The 16,916-nt window shown below is 48.3% G+C and carries 10 protein-coding genes; 1 reads left to right on the top strand and 9 read right to left on the bottom strand.

The window, feature by feature from the left end:
* Window positions 1-18: 18 nt before the first annotated feature.
* From glgC to malQ, 5 genes are all read right to left on the bottom strand, one after another.
* On the bottom strand, window positions 19-1,281 hold the full coding sequence (glgC, locus tag Q4Q50_RS00760) for a glucose-1-phosphate adenylyltransferase (RefSeq protein WP_006080859.1): 1,263 nt from the start codon (window positions 1,279-1,281) through the stop codon (window positions 19-21).
* 183 nt (window positions 1,282-1,464) lie between these two features.
* Window positions 1,465-3,996 carry a glycogen/starch/alpha-glucan phosphorylase gene (locus Q4Q50_RS00765; protein WP_311897915.1) on the bottom strand — a complete coding sequence of 844 codons (2,532 nt, stop codon included), beginning with the start codon at window positions 3,994-3,996 and terminating at the stop codon, window positions 1,465-1,467.
* Window positions 3,997-4,007: 11 nt separating this feature from the next.
* A complete protein-coding gene (gene glgX / locus Q4Q50_RS00770) occupies window positions 4,008-6,209 on the bottom strand; it encodes a glycogen debranching protein GlgX (protein WP_311897916.1) in 2,202 nt (733 codons plus the stop codon).
* A 1-nt stretch (window position 6,210) separates the two neighbouring features.
* Window positions 6,211-8,442 carry a 1,4-alpha-glucan branching protein GlgB gene (gene glgB / locus Q4Q50_RS00775; RefSeq protein ID WP_311897917.1) on the bottom strand — a complete coding sequence of 744 codons (2,232 nt, stop codon included), beginning with the start codon at window positions 8,440-8,442 and terminating at the stop codon, window positions 6,211-6,213.
* A gap of 114 nt (window positions 8,443-8,556) precedes the next feature.
* Window positions 8,557-10,983 carry a 4-alpha-glucanotransferase gene (malQ, locus tag Q4Q50_RS00780; RefSeq protein ID WP_311897918.1) on the bottom strand — a complete coding sequence of 809 codons (2,427 nt, stop codon included), beginning with the start codon at window positions 10,981-10,983 and terminating at the stop codon, window positions 8,557-8,559.
* 605 nt (window positions 10,984-11,588) lie between these two features.
* On the opposite strand from malQ, the gene Q4Q50_RS00785 reads away from it, so the two are divergent.
* Entirely contained in the window at window positions 11,589-12,218 is a 630-nt protein-coding gene (locus Q4Q50_RS00785) for a peptidylprolyl isomerase (RefSeq protein WP_311897919.1), read from the top strand.
* A 127-nt stretch (window positions 12,219-12,345) separates the two neighbouring features.
* Here Q4Q50_RS00785 and Q4Q50_RS00790 read toward each other — a convergent pair whose 3' ends face one another.
* The 4 genes from Q4Q50_RS00790 to betA form a co-directional block, all read right to left on the bottom strand.
* Window positions 12,346-12,822: a MarR family winged helix-turn-helix transcriptional regulator gene (locus tag Q4Q50_RS00790; protein WP_006080852.1), complete on the bottom strand. Its 477-nt coding sequence runs from the start codon at window positions 12,820-12,822 to the stop codon at window positions 12,346-12,348.
* A gap of 91 nt (window positions 12,823-12,913) precedes the next feature.
* Window positions 12,914-13,618, bottom strand: a complete 705-nt coding sequence (locus Q4Q50_RS00795; protein WP_041411055.1) for a TorF family putative porin — start codon at window positions 13,616-13,618, stop codon at window positions 12,914-12,916.
* A gap of 14 nt (window positions 13,619-13,632) precedes the next feature.
* Window positions 13,633-14,850, bottom strand: coding sequence for a choline transporter (locus Q4Q50_RS00800; RefSeq protein ID WP_006080850.1), 1,218 nt, complete (start codon window positions 14,848-14,850; stop codon window positions 13,633-13,635).
* Between the two features lie 377 nt (window positions 14,851-15,227).
* Window positions 15,228-16,913 (bottom strand): choline dehydrogenase, encoded by a 1,686-nt coding sequence (betA, locus tag Q4Q50_RS00805; protein WP_311897921.1) that lies wholly within the window; start codon window positions 16,911-16,913, stop codon window positions 15,228-15,230.
* Window positions 16,914-16,916 lie beyond the last annotated feature (3 nt).

A 16,916-nucleotide genomic window follows, 5' to 3' on the forward strand; every position in this document is an offset into this window, starting at 1 on the left:
AAGGATGAATTGCAACCGCTATTCATAACCCACAGGTAAACCTAGCATGTCACGGGTCACTAAGGTGACGCCTTTTTCCGACACCCTAAAACCTTTGGCTCGGTCGTGATCATGGTTATAACCTATCACCATGCCTTCGGGAATAATGCAGCCACGGTCGAGTATGGCATTCTTGATTTTGCAATGGCGCAGCACGACCACATCGGGTAGCACCACAGAATCTTCAACCAACGAATAAGAACAGACACGTACTTCGTTAAACAATACGCTACGGCGCACGGTCGCACCCGAAATAATACAACCGCCCGAGACAATCGAGTCCAGCGCCATGCCGCGTCTGTCGTCGTCATCAAACACAAATTTAGCCGGTGGCAATTGTTCTTGGAAGGTCCAAATTGGCCATTTGGCATCGTACAAATTCAGTGCTGGCGTGGGCGATAACAGCTCCATATTCGCTTGCCAGAAAGAGTCTAACGTCCCCACATCGCGCCAATAGGCTTGCTCGTTCGGGAAAGCGCTCTTAAATGGATAGGCGAACACATTATGTTTTTCGATGATCGCAGGAATAATATCCTTACCAAAATCCCGATCTGAGCTTTCGTTTAAGGCATCTTTCTTGAGCTGGTCAAACAAAAACTCAGTGTTAAACACATAGTTGCCCATAGATGCTAAACACATTTCAGGATTGCCCGGAGAATGTTTAGGCTGCAGCGGCTTTTCTTCAAAGCCTAAAATGCGCATCTCGTCGTCGACTTCCATCACCCCAAACGAACCCGCAGCTTCGGCAATTGGCACCTCAAGGCATGAGACTGTCATATCTGCACCCGACTCGGCATGGGCGGCTAATAACCCCGCATAATCCATGCGATACACGTGATCACCCGACAACACCATCACGTATTTAGGCAGTTCATGGCGAATGATGTCGATGTTTTGGAATACCGCATCGGCGGTGCCTTGATACCAGTTTTCCGAATAGCGTTGTGAGGCGGGTAAAATCTCCACCGACTCGCCGAGCTCCTTTTTAAAATGGCCCCAACCGCGCATCACATGGCGGATCAAGGAATGCGACTTGTACTGAGTGACCACACCCACACGGCGAATACCTGAGTTAATGCAGTTAGACAGCGGAAAATCGATAATACGAAACTTACCACCGAAATACAGCGCCGGTTTAGCACGCCAATCCGTGAGTTCATGCAAGCGAGACCCGCGCCCACCAGCTAAAATCAACGCATAGGTTTCACGAGTTAAATTACTGATATAACGAACATTAGACATAGGCTCTTACTCCGAAATCGGCAAACTGATTGCCCATAAATGGCTTCTCGATACGGCAGAAACTGCCGTATTCCCCTGAGTATTTCTCACTTGCATTCCCCATTCCTTCCATTGATTGTTGCTTTCCTTTCAAACACTTATACTCAACCGCTATAACAAGACTTATAACCCAGAGCCCAGCCCTTACAGTTTCCAAATTTCATCGCGATAACCCGCGATCGTCACATCACTCGAAAAACGCCCGCTGGCTGCGGTATTGCGAATACTCATCTGCGTCCAAACCTGCGGATCTTTATAGGCCCGCGCCACGGCTTCTTGCACAATTCGGTAACTGTCAAAGTCGGCGGCCGTCATCCATTGATCGTCGCTACTTTCGATGGCGGCAATAATAGGATCGAAAATCCCCGGCTCCAGCAGATTGAAATGACCACTCTTGAGTAACTTCATCACCTCAGATAACGCCGGTGAATCGTCAATAATGCTGCGTGGATGATAGTGGTTACGTACCTCTGAGACCTGCTCCGCATTGAGTCCAAACAGGAAGAAGTTCTCTGAGCCTACTTCCTCTAACATCTCGATATTGGCGCCATCCATAGTGCCAATCGTCAGTGCGCCGTTCATCATGAACTTCATATTGCCCGTGCCCGATGCTTCTTTACCCGCGGTCGAAATTTGCTCGGATAAGTCAGTCCCCGGACAGATTTTTTCCATGGCGCTGACGTTGTAATTGGGTAAGAAAGCAAAACGTAGATAAGGCGTGACTAAAGGATCGGAATTGACCATATGGGCGACATTGCTGGCGAGCTTGATGATCAACTTAGCCATAAAGTAACCGGGCGCCGCTTTACCGCCGATCAACACGCAGCGCGGCACCATGTTTTCTGTGTGGCCTTGTTGGATCTGATGATAGAGATGGACCACATGTAAGATATTGAGTAGCTGACGTTTATATTCGTGAATACGCTTCACTTGCACGTCAAACAACATAGATGGATCGAACTCGACGCCACATTCTTTAGCAATCATCTTAGCCAGCAAAGACTTGTTGGCTTGCTTCACATCACGCCATTTTTGGATAAATGCCGTGTCCTGTGTGAGGGCATTGAGCGCCGTTAACTGGCTTAAATCTGTCACCCACTCTTTACCTAAATGGGCGGTCAATAACTTAGCTAAGGCAGGATTACAATGGGCAAGCCAACGCCTTGGGGTCACGCCATTGGTGCGGTTATTAAACTTGTGCGGCCACAACTCATAGAAATCCTTAAACAACCCAGATTTAAGCAGTTGCGTGTGTAAACCCGCGACGCCGTTGACCGAAAAACTCGCCACAATCGCCAGATACGCCATACGCACATGGGGATGGGGGCCATCTTGAATAATCGACATACTCGCCAGTTTGCTAGCGTCCCCCGGCCAATGGTGGGCGACTAAATCTAAGTAGCGGGCGTTGATTTCATAAATGATTTCTAAAATGCGTGGCAGCATCTGCGCCATCATGCGCACGGGCCAACGCTCTAGTGCTTCTGGCAATAGGGTATGGTTAGTGTACGCCATGGTCTGGCTGGTAATCGCCCACGCACTGTCCCATTCCAAACCGTATTCGTCGATCAATAACCGCATCAACTCAGGCACGGCAATACTGGGGTGAGTGTCGTTCAGCTGCATCACATTTTTAGCGGCAAACTGGGTGAAATCATGGCCATGGCGACTCACCCAACGTTTGAGTAAATCCTGCAAACTGGCGGAGGATAAAAAGTATTGCTGACGTAATCGCAGCTCTTTGCCGTTCTCGCTGGCATCATTGGGATAGAGCACCATAGTGATCTGCTCGGCCAAGTTTTTACGGGCCACGGCTTCTGTGTAGTCGCCTTGGTTAAACTCAGCTAAATCAAAATCATCGGTCGCTTCGGCCTTCCACAATCTCAGGGTATTTACCCGTCCATTACGATAACCGGGAACTGGCATGTCATAGGCGACAGCGAGCACATCTTGGGTTTCAACCCAAATAATGTGCCTGCGACCCTGTTTATCGACATAGGATTCTGTGTGGCCAAAAAACGGCACTGTCACGTTGTGGGTGGGTACGCGCACTTCCCACGGATTGCCTTCGCGCAGCCAACGGTCGGGACGCTCAACCTGATAACCGTCGACTATCTTCTGGGCGAACATGCCATATTCGTAACGTATGCCATAACCTGTCACTGATAAATCCATGCTGGCGCAGCTATCGAGAAAACACGCCGCCAATCGGCCTAAGCCGCCGTTACCTAAACCTGCATCATGTTCAGCTTCTTCTAACTCTTCTAGCGATACCGCATAGTTGCTCAAGGCATCACGGCTATCTTGTTGCAAATCTAAACTCAGCAGGGCATTGCCCAGCGCCCTGCCCATCAAGAACTCAAGGGATAAATACGCCACTTGCTTACGCTGAAAATGGCTGTCATCCATGCGGGTTTGACGCCAATTGTCTAGCATCTGCTCTTTGACGCTATAGGCCAACGCTTGAAATAATTCGCAGCTCACACCTTCGCCACGGCTGAGTCCATAACGTAAATGGCGCTCAAAGGAAGCGGGTAAGGCATCGCAGGGCTCACAGGGTTCAACGGCTTTAGGCTTGGCCTGACGCTTAGCTGGCGCCTTCTTACTCGCCGCTTTTGGCGAGGATGATACGGGTTTTTCGCTGGTATTTGGGCTCAGTTCGCTTTCGTCAGTCATAGTTAATTCCTTCATTTCTTGAAAATCAAATCAGCATGAAAAAGCATGAGACTGCGATCTTGCAGCAAGTATCGCGTCGTAGAGATCTGAGCATCCAGCGGCTCAGTTTGGGTGTGGATCAGGCATTGCCACGGACTCAAGTGCTCAAAGGTCGGCGGCGTAAATGCCAAAGGATTATCGTCGGCGTTGACCATCAACAGCAGAGCTTGCTGCTTACCTTGGCCTTCTAGGTCACCCGAAAGCACTACAGATAAACTGCGGCACATAGATTCAGTCCACAGGCTCTTGGTCATTTGCTCACCTTGACGACTAAACCAATCTAAGCGAGCACCGGTATCGGCTAAAGATTCGGCCAATAACTGTTCATGAATGAAGCGTTTAGCGCATAACAACGGGAAACGTTTGCGCAGGGCGATAAGCTGCTGAGTAAAGGCTAACAGCTCAGTGTCCATGCCCTTTTCCGACCAATCAAACCAGTTCAGTTCATTGTCTTGGCAATAGGCATTATTGTTACCTTGCTGGGTGCGGCCCGTTTCATCGCCGCTCAACAACATAGGCACTCCTTGGGATAAAAATAGCGTAGTCAATAAGTTACGTTGTTGACGACTGCGAAGTGCCAGAATTGCGCTATCTTCGGTTTCCCCTTCAATCCCATAATGATGACTGAAGTTTTCTTGGTGACCGTCGCGATTATCTTCCCCATTCGCCAAATTGTGGCGCTGGGTATAACTCACTAAATCTTTGAGGGTAAAACCGTCGTGGCTGGTTAGAAAATTAAGACTGGTCGCAGGCGGACGGCCGCCATGCTCGAAGAAATCCCCCGAGCCGTGAAATCGCCTAGCAAATTCGGGCAACATGCTGTGATCGCCGCGCCAGAAACGGCGCATAGTGTCTCTGTATCTGTCATTCCACTCGCTAAAGGCCACGGGAAAATTACCCAATTGATAACCGCCAGGGCCGATATCCCAAGGCTCAGCAATCAATTTCACTCGGCACAACACAGGGTCTTGCAACAGCGCATCGAAGAAACCTGAGCCGGGATCAAAACCATAGGCCTCGCGACCTAGGCAGGCCGCTAAGTCGAAGCGAAATCCATCGACGCCCATGATTTCTACCCAGTAACGCAGCGAATCTAACACGAGCTGCAACATGCGTGGATGGTTGATATTTAAGGTGTTTCCGCAACCCGTATCGTTAATGTAAAAACGCTTATCATTCGGATGTAGGCGGTAATAACTGAGATTATCTATGCCACGAAAACTAAAGGTTGGCCCAAGTCGACTGCCCTCGGCGCTGTGGTTATAGACCACATCGAGGATCACTTCGATACCCGCACCGTGGAGTGCATCCACCATAGCGCGAAACTCACCAATATCGTCGGATGACAGATAACTCGGCTCGGGGGCAAAAAAGCCAATACTGTTGTAACCCCAATAATTAGTAAGCTTTTTCTCAAGCAAAAATGGTTCAGTGAAAAAGGCCTGTACAGGAAGTAACTCGACGCACGTCACCCCAAGTTCGGCCAAATAATCGATAGCAGGCTGAGTCGCTAAGCCCGCAAAGGTGGCGCGTTTATTAGGTTCAATCTCAGGATGCGCCGCCGTAAAGCCTTTAACGTGCATCTCATAAATGATACTGCGCTCTAGAGGTTTGGGCTGAAACCTCGTCGCTACGGGCTGAATCGACTGCTTAGCGGCGATGTCGATTAATGGACGAATGTCCACAACCTTACATTTTGGCACATAGGCAGCGTTATCTAACTTACTGAAAGATAAGTCTTCATCCTTGTGATTCAGCTCGTAACCATAGTTAGACTCATGGTCGCTATACTCACCGACCAGCTGGCGGGCATAGGGGTCGAGCAATAACTTATTGGGGTTAAATCTGTGGCCAAGCTGAGGCTCATAGGGGCCATAAACGCGATAGCCGTAGAGTTGCCTCGCCTTGAGCCCATGCACAAACACATGCCAGATTTGCTGGGTTTGCTCAGTTAACGCAATCCGCGCGATTTCTTGCTCGCCATTGTCGTCAAATAGGCATAACTCGACCGCTGTCGCGTTAGCTGAAAATAACGCAAAGTTGACGCCATCACCCTCAACACTCGCACCGAGCGGAAAAGGCTCACCTGCCCCCAAGGACCATTTCTCATTTTGAGAAGGGTTATGTTTAGCGTCAGGGTTGAGCTTGATATCATCAGCTGTGGGCTTTTGCATGCTAGTTCGCCTCAGCCAATCCAGTTGCAGGCCCTATCACTAGGCAACCCAAGGGCGGCACAGTGATCAGCGCGCTCTGCGCCATACCCTGCCACGGCAGCGACTCAGCAACGACAGTGCCCGCATTACCTTGGTTACTGCCACCATAAATCTGGCTATCGCTATTCAGGTATTCGCGGTAATCCCCCGCCAAGGGCAAACCAATACGGAATCCAGTGTGCAATTGGGGTGTCATATTGATGACAAACACTAACGGCGCATCACCCGCTAACCCGTAACGCACAAAGGTAAAGATGCTATCGCGGCTATTTTCACAATCTAGCCAACTGAATCCTGCCCCCTCGTAATCCTGAACCGATAAGGCTGGCATGGCTTGATATAAGTGATTGAGATCTTTAAGCCAACGTTGCACACCTTGATGCGGTTCATAAGCCAATAAGTGCCAATCTAAACTCTGGTTATGGTTCCACTCATTTCGCTGACCAAACTCGCAGCCCATAAAGAGTAATTTCTTCCCGGGATGCCCCCACATAAAACCGTAATAGGCACGCAGGGTCGCAAATTTCTGCCAATCATCTCCGGGAATTTTATGCAGCAACGAGCCCTTGCCGTGGACCACTTCATCGTGACTCACGGACAACATAAATTGCTCGGTATAGGCGTACATCAAACTGAAGGTCAATTGATGATGGTGGAATTGGCGGTAAAGCGGATCGCGGCCTAAGTAGCTTAAGCTGTCATTCATCCAGCCCATGTTCCATTTAAAGCCAAAGCCGAGACCTTGCTGATCCGTCGGCTTAGTCACCCCCGCAAAAGCGGTGGACTCTTCGGCAATCATGCAAATGCCGGGGAAAGCTTGGTACAGGCGTTGATTCAAAATTTGTAAGAAACTAATGGCCTCGAGATTCTCCCGTCCACCATAGGCATTGGGCAGCCATTGGCCCGGCTCGCGGCTGTAATCGAGGTACAACATAGAAGATACGGCATCGAGACGCAGGCCATCGAAATGAAACTCCCGCAGCCAGTAACAGGCATTACTCAACAAGAAACTGCGCACTTCACCGCGATCATAGTTATAAATCAAGGTATCCCAATCGGGATGTGTGCCCTTGCGAGGATCTTCATGCTCATACAGACAAGTGCCATCGAAACGCACTAAGCCGTGGGGATCCTTAGGAAAATGCGCCGACACCCAATCGAGGATAATACCAATTCCCGCCTGATGGCAGGCATCCACAAAGGCTTTTAACCCATTGGCATCGCCAAATCTGTGGGTCGGTGCATAGAGACCCACGGGCTGATATCCCCACGAACCATCGAAGGGAAACTCGCTGATCGGCATCAGTTCAATGTGGGTAAAACCTTGCTCCTTCACATAGGGAATCAACTGCTCAATCAAGTCTTGATAATCAAGATATTGCTCACCTTGCTCTCCCTTGCGACGCCACGAACCTAAGTGCACTTCGTAGGCCGACATGGGCGCTTTATGCCAAGCAGTCGCCGCGCGTTTACTCATCCAAGCGGTATCATTCCAGCTGTGATGGGCTTTTTTAGGCACGATAGAAGCATTATTGGGCGCGCATTCCATTTGAGTCGCCATGGGGTCGGACTTGGCATGTCGCTCACCATTTTGATAAACCAAATCAAACTTATAGTGGGCGCCTTCGGCCACATTGGGTAAAAATAGCTCCCATAAACCATTGGCAAGATGTTGGCGCATCACATGGCGAGTATCGTCCCAATGGTTGAAATCCCCCACCACAGAAACCCGTTTGGCATTGGGTGCCCACACACAAAAATGCACACCTTCAACGCCTTGGGTTTGACGCCAGTTGGCGCCTAAAAACTCATACGCGCGCTCGGCGCTGCCTTCTCCAAACAGGTAAATATCGTCGCTATTGAGCAGTGAATCAAACTGATAAGGGTCGACTATATCTAGCTGACACAGGGGGTATTCTACCCGCAGCAAATAGAGAAACGGTTTGACGCGTCGCCCCAGCGTACCGGCGAACAATCCCTGCTCGTTAACTTTGTCCAGACTCGCTACTTTGCGGCCATCTTTAATGCTGATCACATCCACACTGAGGGCATTGCGTAAAAAACAACGAACAATTAATGCCTTACCCTCGTTGGCACTGTGCATACCCAAGAGCGAAAAAACATCAGTGTATTGACCATTAAGTAGGGCGACGTCGGCGCCATCGTAAAAATAGGCATTGGCTTGAGTCATCATTTTTCTTCCGTTTATCAGTCAATTAAACTTGCAAATTGGCACTCTTTATCCGCATAACACCTCCTAATTATCGAACCTTTAGGAATGGCATAATGTGGCACTGGATCAGCAGCATTAACTCGGTAGCTGTCTCGCCGCAGCGATATTTTGTAATCGCTGCAATATCTCTGGCGAAGCCGACACTTGCGTTAAACTCAAAGGTAAGCGCCGCTGCCAGTTAGGATATTCGAGCCAAGTGCCGGGAATGTTCACCGCATGGCGATCGGCTAATAAATCACACAGTTGTACGCTGTACAGCGCACTACTGCCGCGAGCCCCTAAGGTCATCCAAGCCGTGAGCAAGGTTTGAATATCGAGTTCGGCTATCGTCACCTCGGCTAACAGACCTTGAGCGACTAACAGTGAAATAAGCTGCTGCTTTTCATGTTCACGCCCAGCCAGTGCCTCGCCCAATTGTTCGTCAGAATCAAATAGGGATAACTGTCGACGCAGGTGTAAATCGCTGCCACACCACCAAGCGACTAAAGTCGGCACATCGTGGTTCGCCAGCATCATCAGGCTCTGGGACTTATATTGATCCGGTGATTTAAAGCCTTGATGGTCTTTGCAGAAATAGAACAATTCGTTGGAGTAAATGCCAGAGGTGTAGAGACGATGAATAATGTCCGGTGGCACTAGCCCTAAGTCTTCACCAATCACCACACAGCGGGCACGTTGGCTCTCAAGGCAAACGATGGCAAGCAAGGTTTCGACGGGATAATACACATAGGCACCCTGGCCGAGTTGTTTATCCAGTGGCCACCACCAGAGGCGCAGTAAGCCCATCACGTGATCGATACGCAAGGCACCACAGCTTTCCATATTGGCGCGGATCAAGGCGATAAAATGACTAAAATTATGTTGTTTTAACTTTACCGGGTCGAGGGGCGTTAAGCCCCAATTCTGCCCTTGGGGCGCAAAGGGATCGGGCGGTGCGCCGATACTGGCATTCAAACAAAACTGCTCGGCATTGGCCTGTACTTCACTGCCCTGCAGCGCTGCGCCAACGGCCAAATCACGGATTAATCCCAGCCCCATGCCCACTTCTTTCGCTTTTAGCTGGCAAAGGTGTAACTGGTTTTCGGCCACAAATTGTAGGTAAAGATAAAAACCTTCTTCTTGTACAAACGCTTTTGGGCTACGTAAGTATTCCGCTTGAGCAAACTCTTGCAGCGCAGTGCCCTGCTCACGCACAAACTCATGGAATCTTTGCGCTCTGGGCGTGTCGTTCGCCAGATGCGTGTCACAAAAAACACGATATAACTGCTCAAAGGCACGGTATTTGAGCTCACTCACCTTAGGATAATCGAGCCAATTATCACGATTCAGTAAGGCGATAGCCTCTAGCCAAGAAGCGCTTGAAAATTCAGTGGTAAGTGCTTGGTATTCAGGAACGCTTTGTAATTGAATATAAAGAGGATTGAGTCTGCGGCGATCGCACGGACTATAGGGACTCGGATGCTCTGGCGCCGCAATGTCGAGGGCATGCAAGGGATTGAGTTGAATGAAATCCGCGCCCTGCGCCGCCACCAGCGCGATCAGTTGTTCTAAATCGCCAAAGTCACCTATGCCCCATTGGCTCTCGCTGCGTAAACTGTAGAGTTGAACGCTGATCCCCCAAGGTTTATGGCGTTTACCTTGGGCGACAGCCGTGAGTACGCCTTGGTAAGCGGCCCGCGGTGCCACCATTAAGGTGCCAGAAAACAAGGTGCTGGTATCAGCCTCAGCCGTCACACTGCTCTGTAGCGCTGAGCTTGGCGCTGGTGCACTTGTCTCTAGAGCATGTTTTAAGCTTAAGGCTATGCGATGAAAGCCCAAACCTAACACAGAGAAATCACTCGCATTTTTGTCAGCTGCATGCGCAAATGAGTCTTGGTTTTTGATTAAGGCAGGGTTGTTAGTGAACTCTTGGCTGCTCAGGAAATAAGACGCTAAATTCACCGCCTCAGTCTCAGCGGGCATTGAATGTTCAGGGGAAGCTTGGGTCTTGGCCTCAGCTAAATCGAGGCGTGCTAATCCCAGTTGCGTAAGATCAAGGCGATAGTGGAGATAAAGCGTTTGTTCAATGCGGTAATCGCCAATCGACTTAAGCGCCGAGAACGGCACATCAAATACGATAGACTCACCCTGTTCGCATTCAATCGCCACACTCAGATCTGAAGTATAGGTTTCAGGTAAACAAAGGCTTATCCAAGGTTCATCCACAAAACACCAATGGAATTCGGGCAACACCTGAGTCCAAGGACGGGCATCCAGCAAGTCAATTTGTGAGGCGATCAGCGCTTCGGTCAATACCGCATCGACGTTAGTCAGCCCAGCATCACTCGATAACGCCTCTGTAGCAGAAGCATCAATGGCAGTCCCTGCCACAGTGTTTTTTCCCTGTAACATACAGGTCAAGATACCTTGCCTGTCTACCTCGGAAATATGGATCTCTTGGCCAAAACAATCAGTAAATTCTGCTCCAACCCCCCGCAAATACAGCAACTTTTCCAGCCCCATATTTTGTCGCCCCCGCGACCGCTCATCCATAGCTTTAGATATACAGTAACCATGCCAACCAAAAGTAACAAGAAGATGACATAAATATTTCAGAGAAATAACAAAAAACTTTTTCAAAAAATCAGTAACTTACTAGAAGCACTCAGTTAAGTTCGCGCGCAGTGACAATCGAAATAATAAACATGGAACGCACCAACTTGGGGCATGCGTTCAGCAAGAGGGCAAGCATGCTTCTCAAGGCCTTGACGAAAAGCAGTAACGAGAGGCAGTTACAAAAGACAAGCACTGTTCAGGGAACTAAGGCATAGAAATAACATGACAGGCGTAAGACATTTATATGTCATAGCATTCGAACTAAAACCCAATGAATAAGACCCAAAACATATCGACTAGTGAGTTCGGTGCAACACTTTGTATCAATTGCACTTTATAACTTGAACAGCCTATCTCTCCTCTGTCAACATCTCATCTCGCTACAGCGTAGAAACATAATAACAACATTACATTCATGGAGCCTGATATGCCCTCGCTTATCCGCCAGAGGCTCGCTCGATGGAACGCTAAAGCAGAAACTCCCCAATGATGATTGAGAATAAGGATATGAAATGAAGAAGTTATCAGGATTACTGTTTGTCGGCTGCATAGCCTTAACCGGTTGTGAAGGAAGTACAGATGGTGATCTAACGCCGACGCCACCGAAGCCCGATCCCACTCCGCCAGCCTTAGCTGCGGATGTGTGTTATTTAATGAAAACCACAAAAGGCGATATCACACTCGCCATTGACTTAACGAACATGCCCATCACAGGTAAAAACTTTAAGCAGTATGTTGATAAGTCTTTCTATAACGGCACCTTATTCCATAGAACCGTTAATAACTTTATGATCCAAGGCGGCGGTTTTACCACAGGGCTCAAAAGCAAACCAGGCGATGCCCCCATCAAAAATGAAGCCGCAGTCGGTATTAGCAACAAACGTGGCACTATCTCTATGGCTCGCACGGATGATCCAAATTCTGCAACATCACAGTTCTTTATCAATGTGTTAGATAATCCACATTTGGATGCGTCTGCAAGTAGTTATGGATATGCCGTGTTTGGCAAAGTGGTTGACGGTATGGATGTGGCGGATCAAATCAGCATAGTACCAACAAAAAGTAGCGGTGGTTTCGCCAACACGCCAGTACAAGAAATTCTGATTAACTCTGTGGCTGAAACAAGCTGTCCTGCTGCTTAAGTATGTAAAAGATGCACAGCTAAACGACATCGAGTTAAAAGCAAAAAAGCACTGAATCTTCAGTGCTTTTTCATTTTAATAACTAATCGATTTTAACGTCTAATCATTTAAAACATGATCTAAACGATTACTCGTCGCCTTGGATCTTTCCGACCAAGAGCATAGGCGCCGCATCAATTTTATCGGCGTCCATCATAGTCGCGATACGCTCAACCGCAGAGAGCAATTGACTCTGTTCCCATTCTTCAAGATTCTGATAACGCTTAATAAAATGATCCTGTAGCGGTTTAGGCGAGTCCTGTAACAGTGCTCGGCCCGCATCGCTAAGGTATAAATGCACCTTACGTTTATCAGTCTCACTGCGCAGACGGATCACTAAACCACGGCCCTCGAGTCGATCGATAATGGTCGTCACTGTCGCAGGGCTCAGCGTGATCTCTTCCGCCACAGTTTTCGCCAATGGCGCATCCAATTGGGCGATTTTCTGCATCACCATCAATTGCGGCCCAGTTAAACCTGAGTGTTTGTTTAGCTGGCGAGAATGAATGTCGATAGCGCGTATCACTCGACGCAGCGAAATGAGCAGTTGTTCGTACTTTTCCATAATGTCCCGTCCCAGTTGTCCAGTGCACCTTACCAGAAAGCGCGACTGAACTCACCAAGAGGAGGCACTTTTATGGTAAAAGTCCCTTAGATTACAACATGAATTGGCGCGATACCGACAACACTAGGCGCTCGTCACTGGTATCTAAGTTCATGCTGGTATCTTCAGCGGCAAGGCTGAAATCAAAGCCGCTCCAGCTGGTCATATAGGCAACGCGGAAGTGATTAAAGGATTTACCGCCATCCCATGACCATTTGTCTTCATCGAGTGACGTCGAGCGGTCAACACTGAAGCGAATATCATGGCCTTCGGCAACGCTAATCGTATGGCCGAGCAACATAGTGTAATGTCCGCCGCCTAAACCAAAGTAGTCCCATGTGTAGGTTAACTTAGCTTCAGAGTGGCCAAGGGAAGTGTCGTAACCTAGCTTGCTATACAGCTCAGGATAGTTGTACTCATCGGAGAAAGAGTCCCCGTGGTAGGTGTAATAGGCCAGTCCGACATCGAGACTCAGTTGCTTGTTAAGCTGAAAATACTTACCCGCATAGGCATCGAGCTCCAACCAAGTGTCATCGCTGCCACCAAAGTCGACGTTCGAGGTAAAGCCGCCCACGTACCAGCCCGAATCAAAACCGTAATCCAAACTGCCTTGCAGTGCTGGGCCGTTGTCCGTTTGGCTAACACCGTTAAAAGTGTAATCCGACGTCGCCGTCACAGTGGCCGATAATCCGGCATTCGCCGCAGTCGACATCAATAACAATCCGCCGGCGACAAGATAAAAACATTTTGATTTCATTATTAATTTTTCCATTAGTTAGCTAGCTCAATTTTAGTAAAGTCGATTTTGTTCTCTTTTGGCGAGCGCTCAATGGCACGAACTGTTTGCAATTGCGTCATCATGATGTAACCAAAACAGCTAAAGATCAGGCCCAGTGCGATTGCACCAACCCATTGAATTTGAAGAAAGTCTAATTGAAAGAGTAATGTCAGACTGCAGAGCAACACTAAGTTAAAGCTGACATATTTAAGCTTGCCTAAACGCTCAATCGTCAGGTTAAGATTGTCGGTATACAGGCGTACCAGTGAGTCGAGTGAGTTAATCACAAAGGTCACCCCTACAATCACCATCGCCAGATTATAGAAGCCCGAGGTATCTAACCCATTGGCGCTGTAGTAATAAAGCACGGTGAACCAGATAGCGATGGGGATAGACGGAAACACCATCATGGCCAGCAACACTTGATAGGTTTTCATCCCGCCGACAAAGCGCGAGGTAAATTGACCAATCATAATGCTCCACGCAAACCACCAGAACAGATAAAACTCATGGTAGTCGTTGATGGGTAACACAAAATGTTGAATATTGCCGAAGTAGTCGCCCAACATGGCAAAGGTCGTAAAGAACTCGCCCACACTCGAGTCAGCCGATAAAAATGCACTGGCCCACATCATGGCAATCAAGCCTAAAAATAACCAAGTGCTGGCTAAGCTCAAAATACGCACATAACGTATGCTAGTGCTGGAATATACCGCCGCGGCAATCACCATAAATACGATTAAATAAAAGCTACCGACTATGGTTTCGCCATCACCTAATTCGGGTAAGTACCAGGGCAAATTGCTTAATAACAAATAGGCGGTAAAGGCACAGGTACCAATAATCACAATATTGTTGATGAACTTAACTAAAGGAATATCAAAAAACTTTACCCTAGGCTCAATCACACAAAAATAGAAGCAGGTTAAAAAGTAGAAACCCCAAATTAAGAAGGCCCAAAAGCCAAACTCAATCGCCAGCGGATTGGTAAAGCCGTATTCAGGACTCGCCGCCACATTGGCATAGCCGGCAAACTCGGTCAGCGGAAACATGATCAAGCCGACATCAAGCCCAGAAGTGAACAGAATCGCGATAAAGGTAAACGTACGCACAGGCGTCACACCGATACAGCGAATGTTACCCCAGCGATAAATCACAAACGCAATCGCGGCAAAAGTAAACAGTATCCCTGCGGATAATAACCAGGTCATAGGATGCACTCCGTCCCAGTCGATACTGGATATAAGTAGGCATGAGGATATGAATCCATAAAATGTAACTCCATGTTTTTATTTAATAATAAAAAACTGAATCATTTTTAAAGGCAGCGCTCTGCCCTCAAGCCTTAAATATCGCTACTTAAAAAGCGCTCTGCGATAGTTAAACCCTGATAGATGTTCAGTCGTGAAAGTGATCATTTGCACACTCACTGCGGGCTGACCGACCCTTTAGATAAAATGAATCATGACCCTTATTTTGAGTAATCAATTAATGAGTTTTGAGTCATCAATTAATGAGTCACTTCAAAATTGAAGCCGCCAGCCCATCGATAAGACGGACCGAGCAGGCATGTTGTGCACTTATGGCGTTAACTTGTCGCAGTGCTTCTTTGTGTGGTTTGCCAAGCGTCGGCAAGCACAACGGTGGAATCTGCTGGCGCTAACATCTCAGCCTCTAAAATCATATCCGCAGCGCGCTCAGCCAACATGATGGTCGGCGCATTCAAATTGCCGTTTGGGATAGTCGGGAAAATAGAAGAATCCACCACTCGTAAATTCTGCAATCCATGCACGCGGGTTTCAGGATCCACCACCGCCATCGCATCTGTGCCCATCTTGCATGAACAAGAAGGATGATAAGCACTCTCAACCGATTGACGCACAAAGGCATCGATTTGCTCATCGGTTTGCACTTGTGTGCCGGGTTGAATTTCCTCGCCGCGATACTCATCGAATGGCGCTTGATTGATGATCTCACGGGTCAAACGCACGCAGGCTCTAAAGCCTTCAATATCATCGGGATGCTGTAAATAATTGAACTGGATCTTAGGCGGCGCTTTAGGATCTGCCGATACTAAGGTCACGGCACCACGGCTTTTAGGCTTGTTATGCCCTACATGCACCTGAAAACCATGCCCCGCAAAGGCTTCTCTACCATCGTAGCGCATAGCCGCAGGTAAAAAGTGGTACTGCAAATCTGGCCACTCGAGGCCCGCTTTTGAGCGAATAAAACCACAGGATTCAAAGTGATTCGTGGCCCCTAGACCAGACTTATCTAAGATCCACCGAGCACCGATTAAGAACTTGCTGAAAGGATCTAACTTGCCATTGAGTGAAATCGGTTTAAGGCATTTGAATTGGAAATAAAACTCTAAATGATCCTGTAAATTCTGACCAACACCGGGCAACTCATGTTGTAACTCGACCCCAGCATCGGCCAATACTTGGGGATCGCCAATGCCTGATAATTGCAACAAATGCGGCGAACCTATTGAGCCAGCAGCTAAAATCACTTCTTTATTACAACGAATATCTTCAACTTTGCCTTTGTGCTCAATGCGAACGCCAACGGCCGCTTGCCCTTCCAATAACACTTTATGCACTAAGGTGTGGGTCAACACAGTGAGGTTACGTCTGGCCATCGCCGGACGTAAATAAGCATTAGCGGTAGACCAACGCACACCTTTTTTGACCGTCATATGCATAGGGCCAAAGCCTTCTTGCTGCGCCGCATTATAATCGGCGGTCGATAAATACCCCGCCGCAATGCCCGCATCCACAAAGGCTTGGTATAAGGGATTTTGCATCTGATTACCGTTATTAACGCCTAACGGTCCAGACTCGCCGCGATACTCATCGCCACCAAAGGCCCAGGTTTCCGCCTTTTTAAAGTACGGTAAGCAATGACTGTAATCCCAGTTGGTCGCCCCTTGCGCCTGCCACTCATCAAAGTCTCTGGCATGACCACGGACATACACCATGCCGTTAATCGACGATGAACCGCCAAGCACTTTGCCCCGAGGACAATGCATCTTGCGATTATCTAAATATGGCTCAGGCTGCGTCTCAAACTGCCAAGCATATTTAGGGCTGTTCATCGGAATCGATAACGCCGTCGGCATCTGAATAAAGATGCTCTTATCGCTGCCACCGGTTTCTAATAACAGTACTTCGTTTTTAGGATCCTTAGACAAGCGATTGGCAAGCACACACCCTGCAGAACCGGCGCCAACTATGATGTAGTTATAATATTTTTGCTGGAGTGAATGAGTCAAAAT

The sequence above is a fragment of the Shewanella scandinavica genome (assembly GCF_031932065.1).
GTDB classification, from domain to species: domain Bacteria; phylum Pseudomonadota; class Gammaproteobacteria; order Enterobacterales; family Shewanellaceae; genus Shewanella; species Shewanella baltica.

What these genes read in the sequence shown, in the direction of transcription:
- Q4Q50_RS00785 (WP_311897919.1), top strand. Translation starts at nt 11,589, where the DNA reads ATGAAGAAGTTATCAGGATTACTGTTTGTCGGCTGCATAGCCTTAACC.
- Q4Q50_RS00800 (WP_006080850.1), bottom strand. Translation starts at nt 14,850, where the DNA reads ATGACCTGGTTATTATCCGCAGGGATACTGTTTACTTTTGCCGCGATT.
- malQ (WP_311897918.1), bottom strand. Translation starts at nt 10,983, where the DNA reads ATGGGGCTGGAAAAGTTGCTGTATTTGCGGGGGGTTGGAGCAGAATTT.
- glgB (WP_311897917.1), bottom strand. Translation starts at nt 8,442, where the DNA reads ATGATGACTCAAGCCAATGCCTATTTTTACGATGGCGCCGACGTCGCC.
- Q4Q50_RS00765 (WP_311897915.1), bottom strand. Translation starts at nt 3,996, where the DNA reads ATGACTGACGAAAGCGAACTGAGCCCAAATACCAGCGAAAAACCCGTA.
- Q4Q50_RS00790 (WP_006080852.1), bottom strand. Translation starts at nt 12,822, where the DNA reads ATGGAAAAGTACGAACAACTGCTCATTTCGCTGCGTCGAGTGATACGC.
- glgC (WP_006080859.1), bottom strand. Translation starts at nt 1,281, where the DNA reads ATGTCTAATGTTCGTTATATCAGTAATTTAACTCGTGAAACCTATGCG.
- glgX (WP_311897916.1), bottom strand. Translation starts at nt 6,209, where the DNA reads ATGCAAAAGCCCACAGCTGATGATATCAAGCTCAACCCTGACGCTAAA.
- Q4Q50_RS00795 (WP_041411055.1), bottom strand. Translation starts at nt 13,618, where the DNA reads ATGAAATCAAAATGTTTTTATCTTGTCGCCGGCGGATTGTTATTGATG.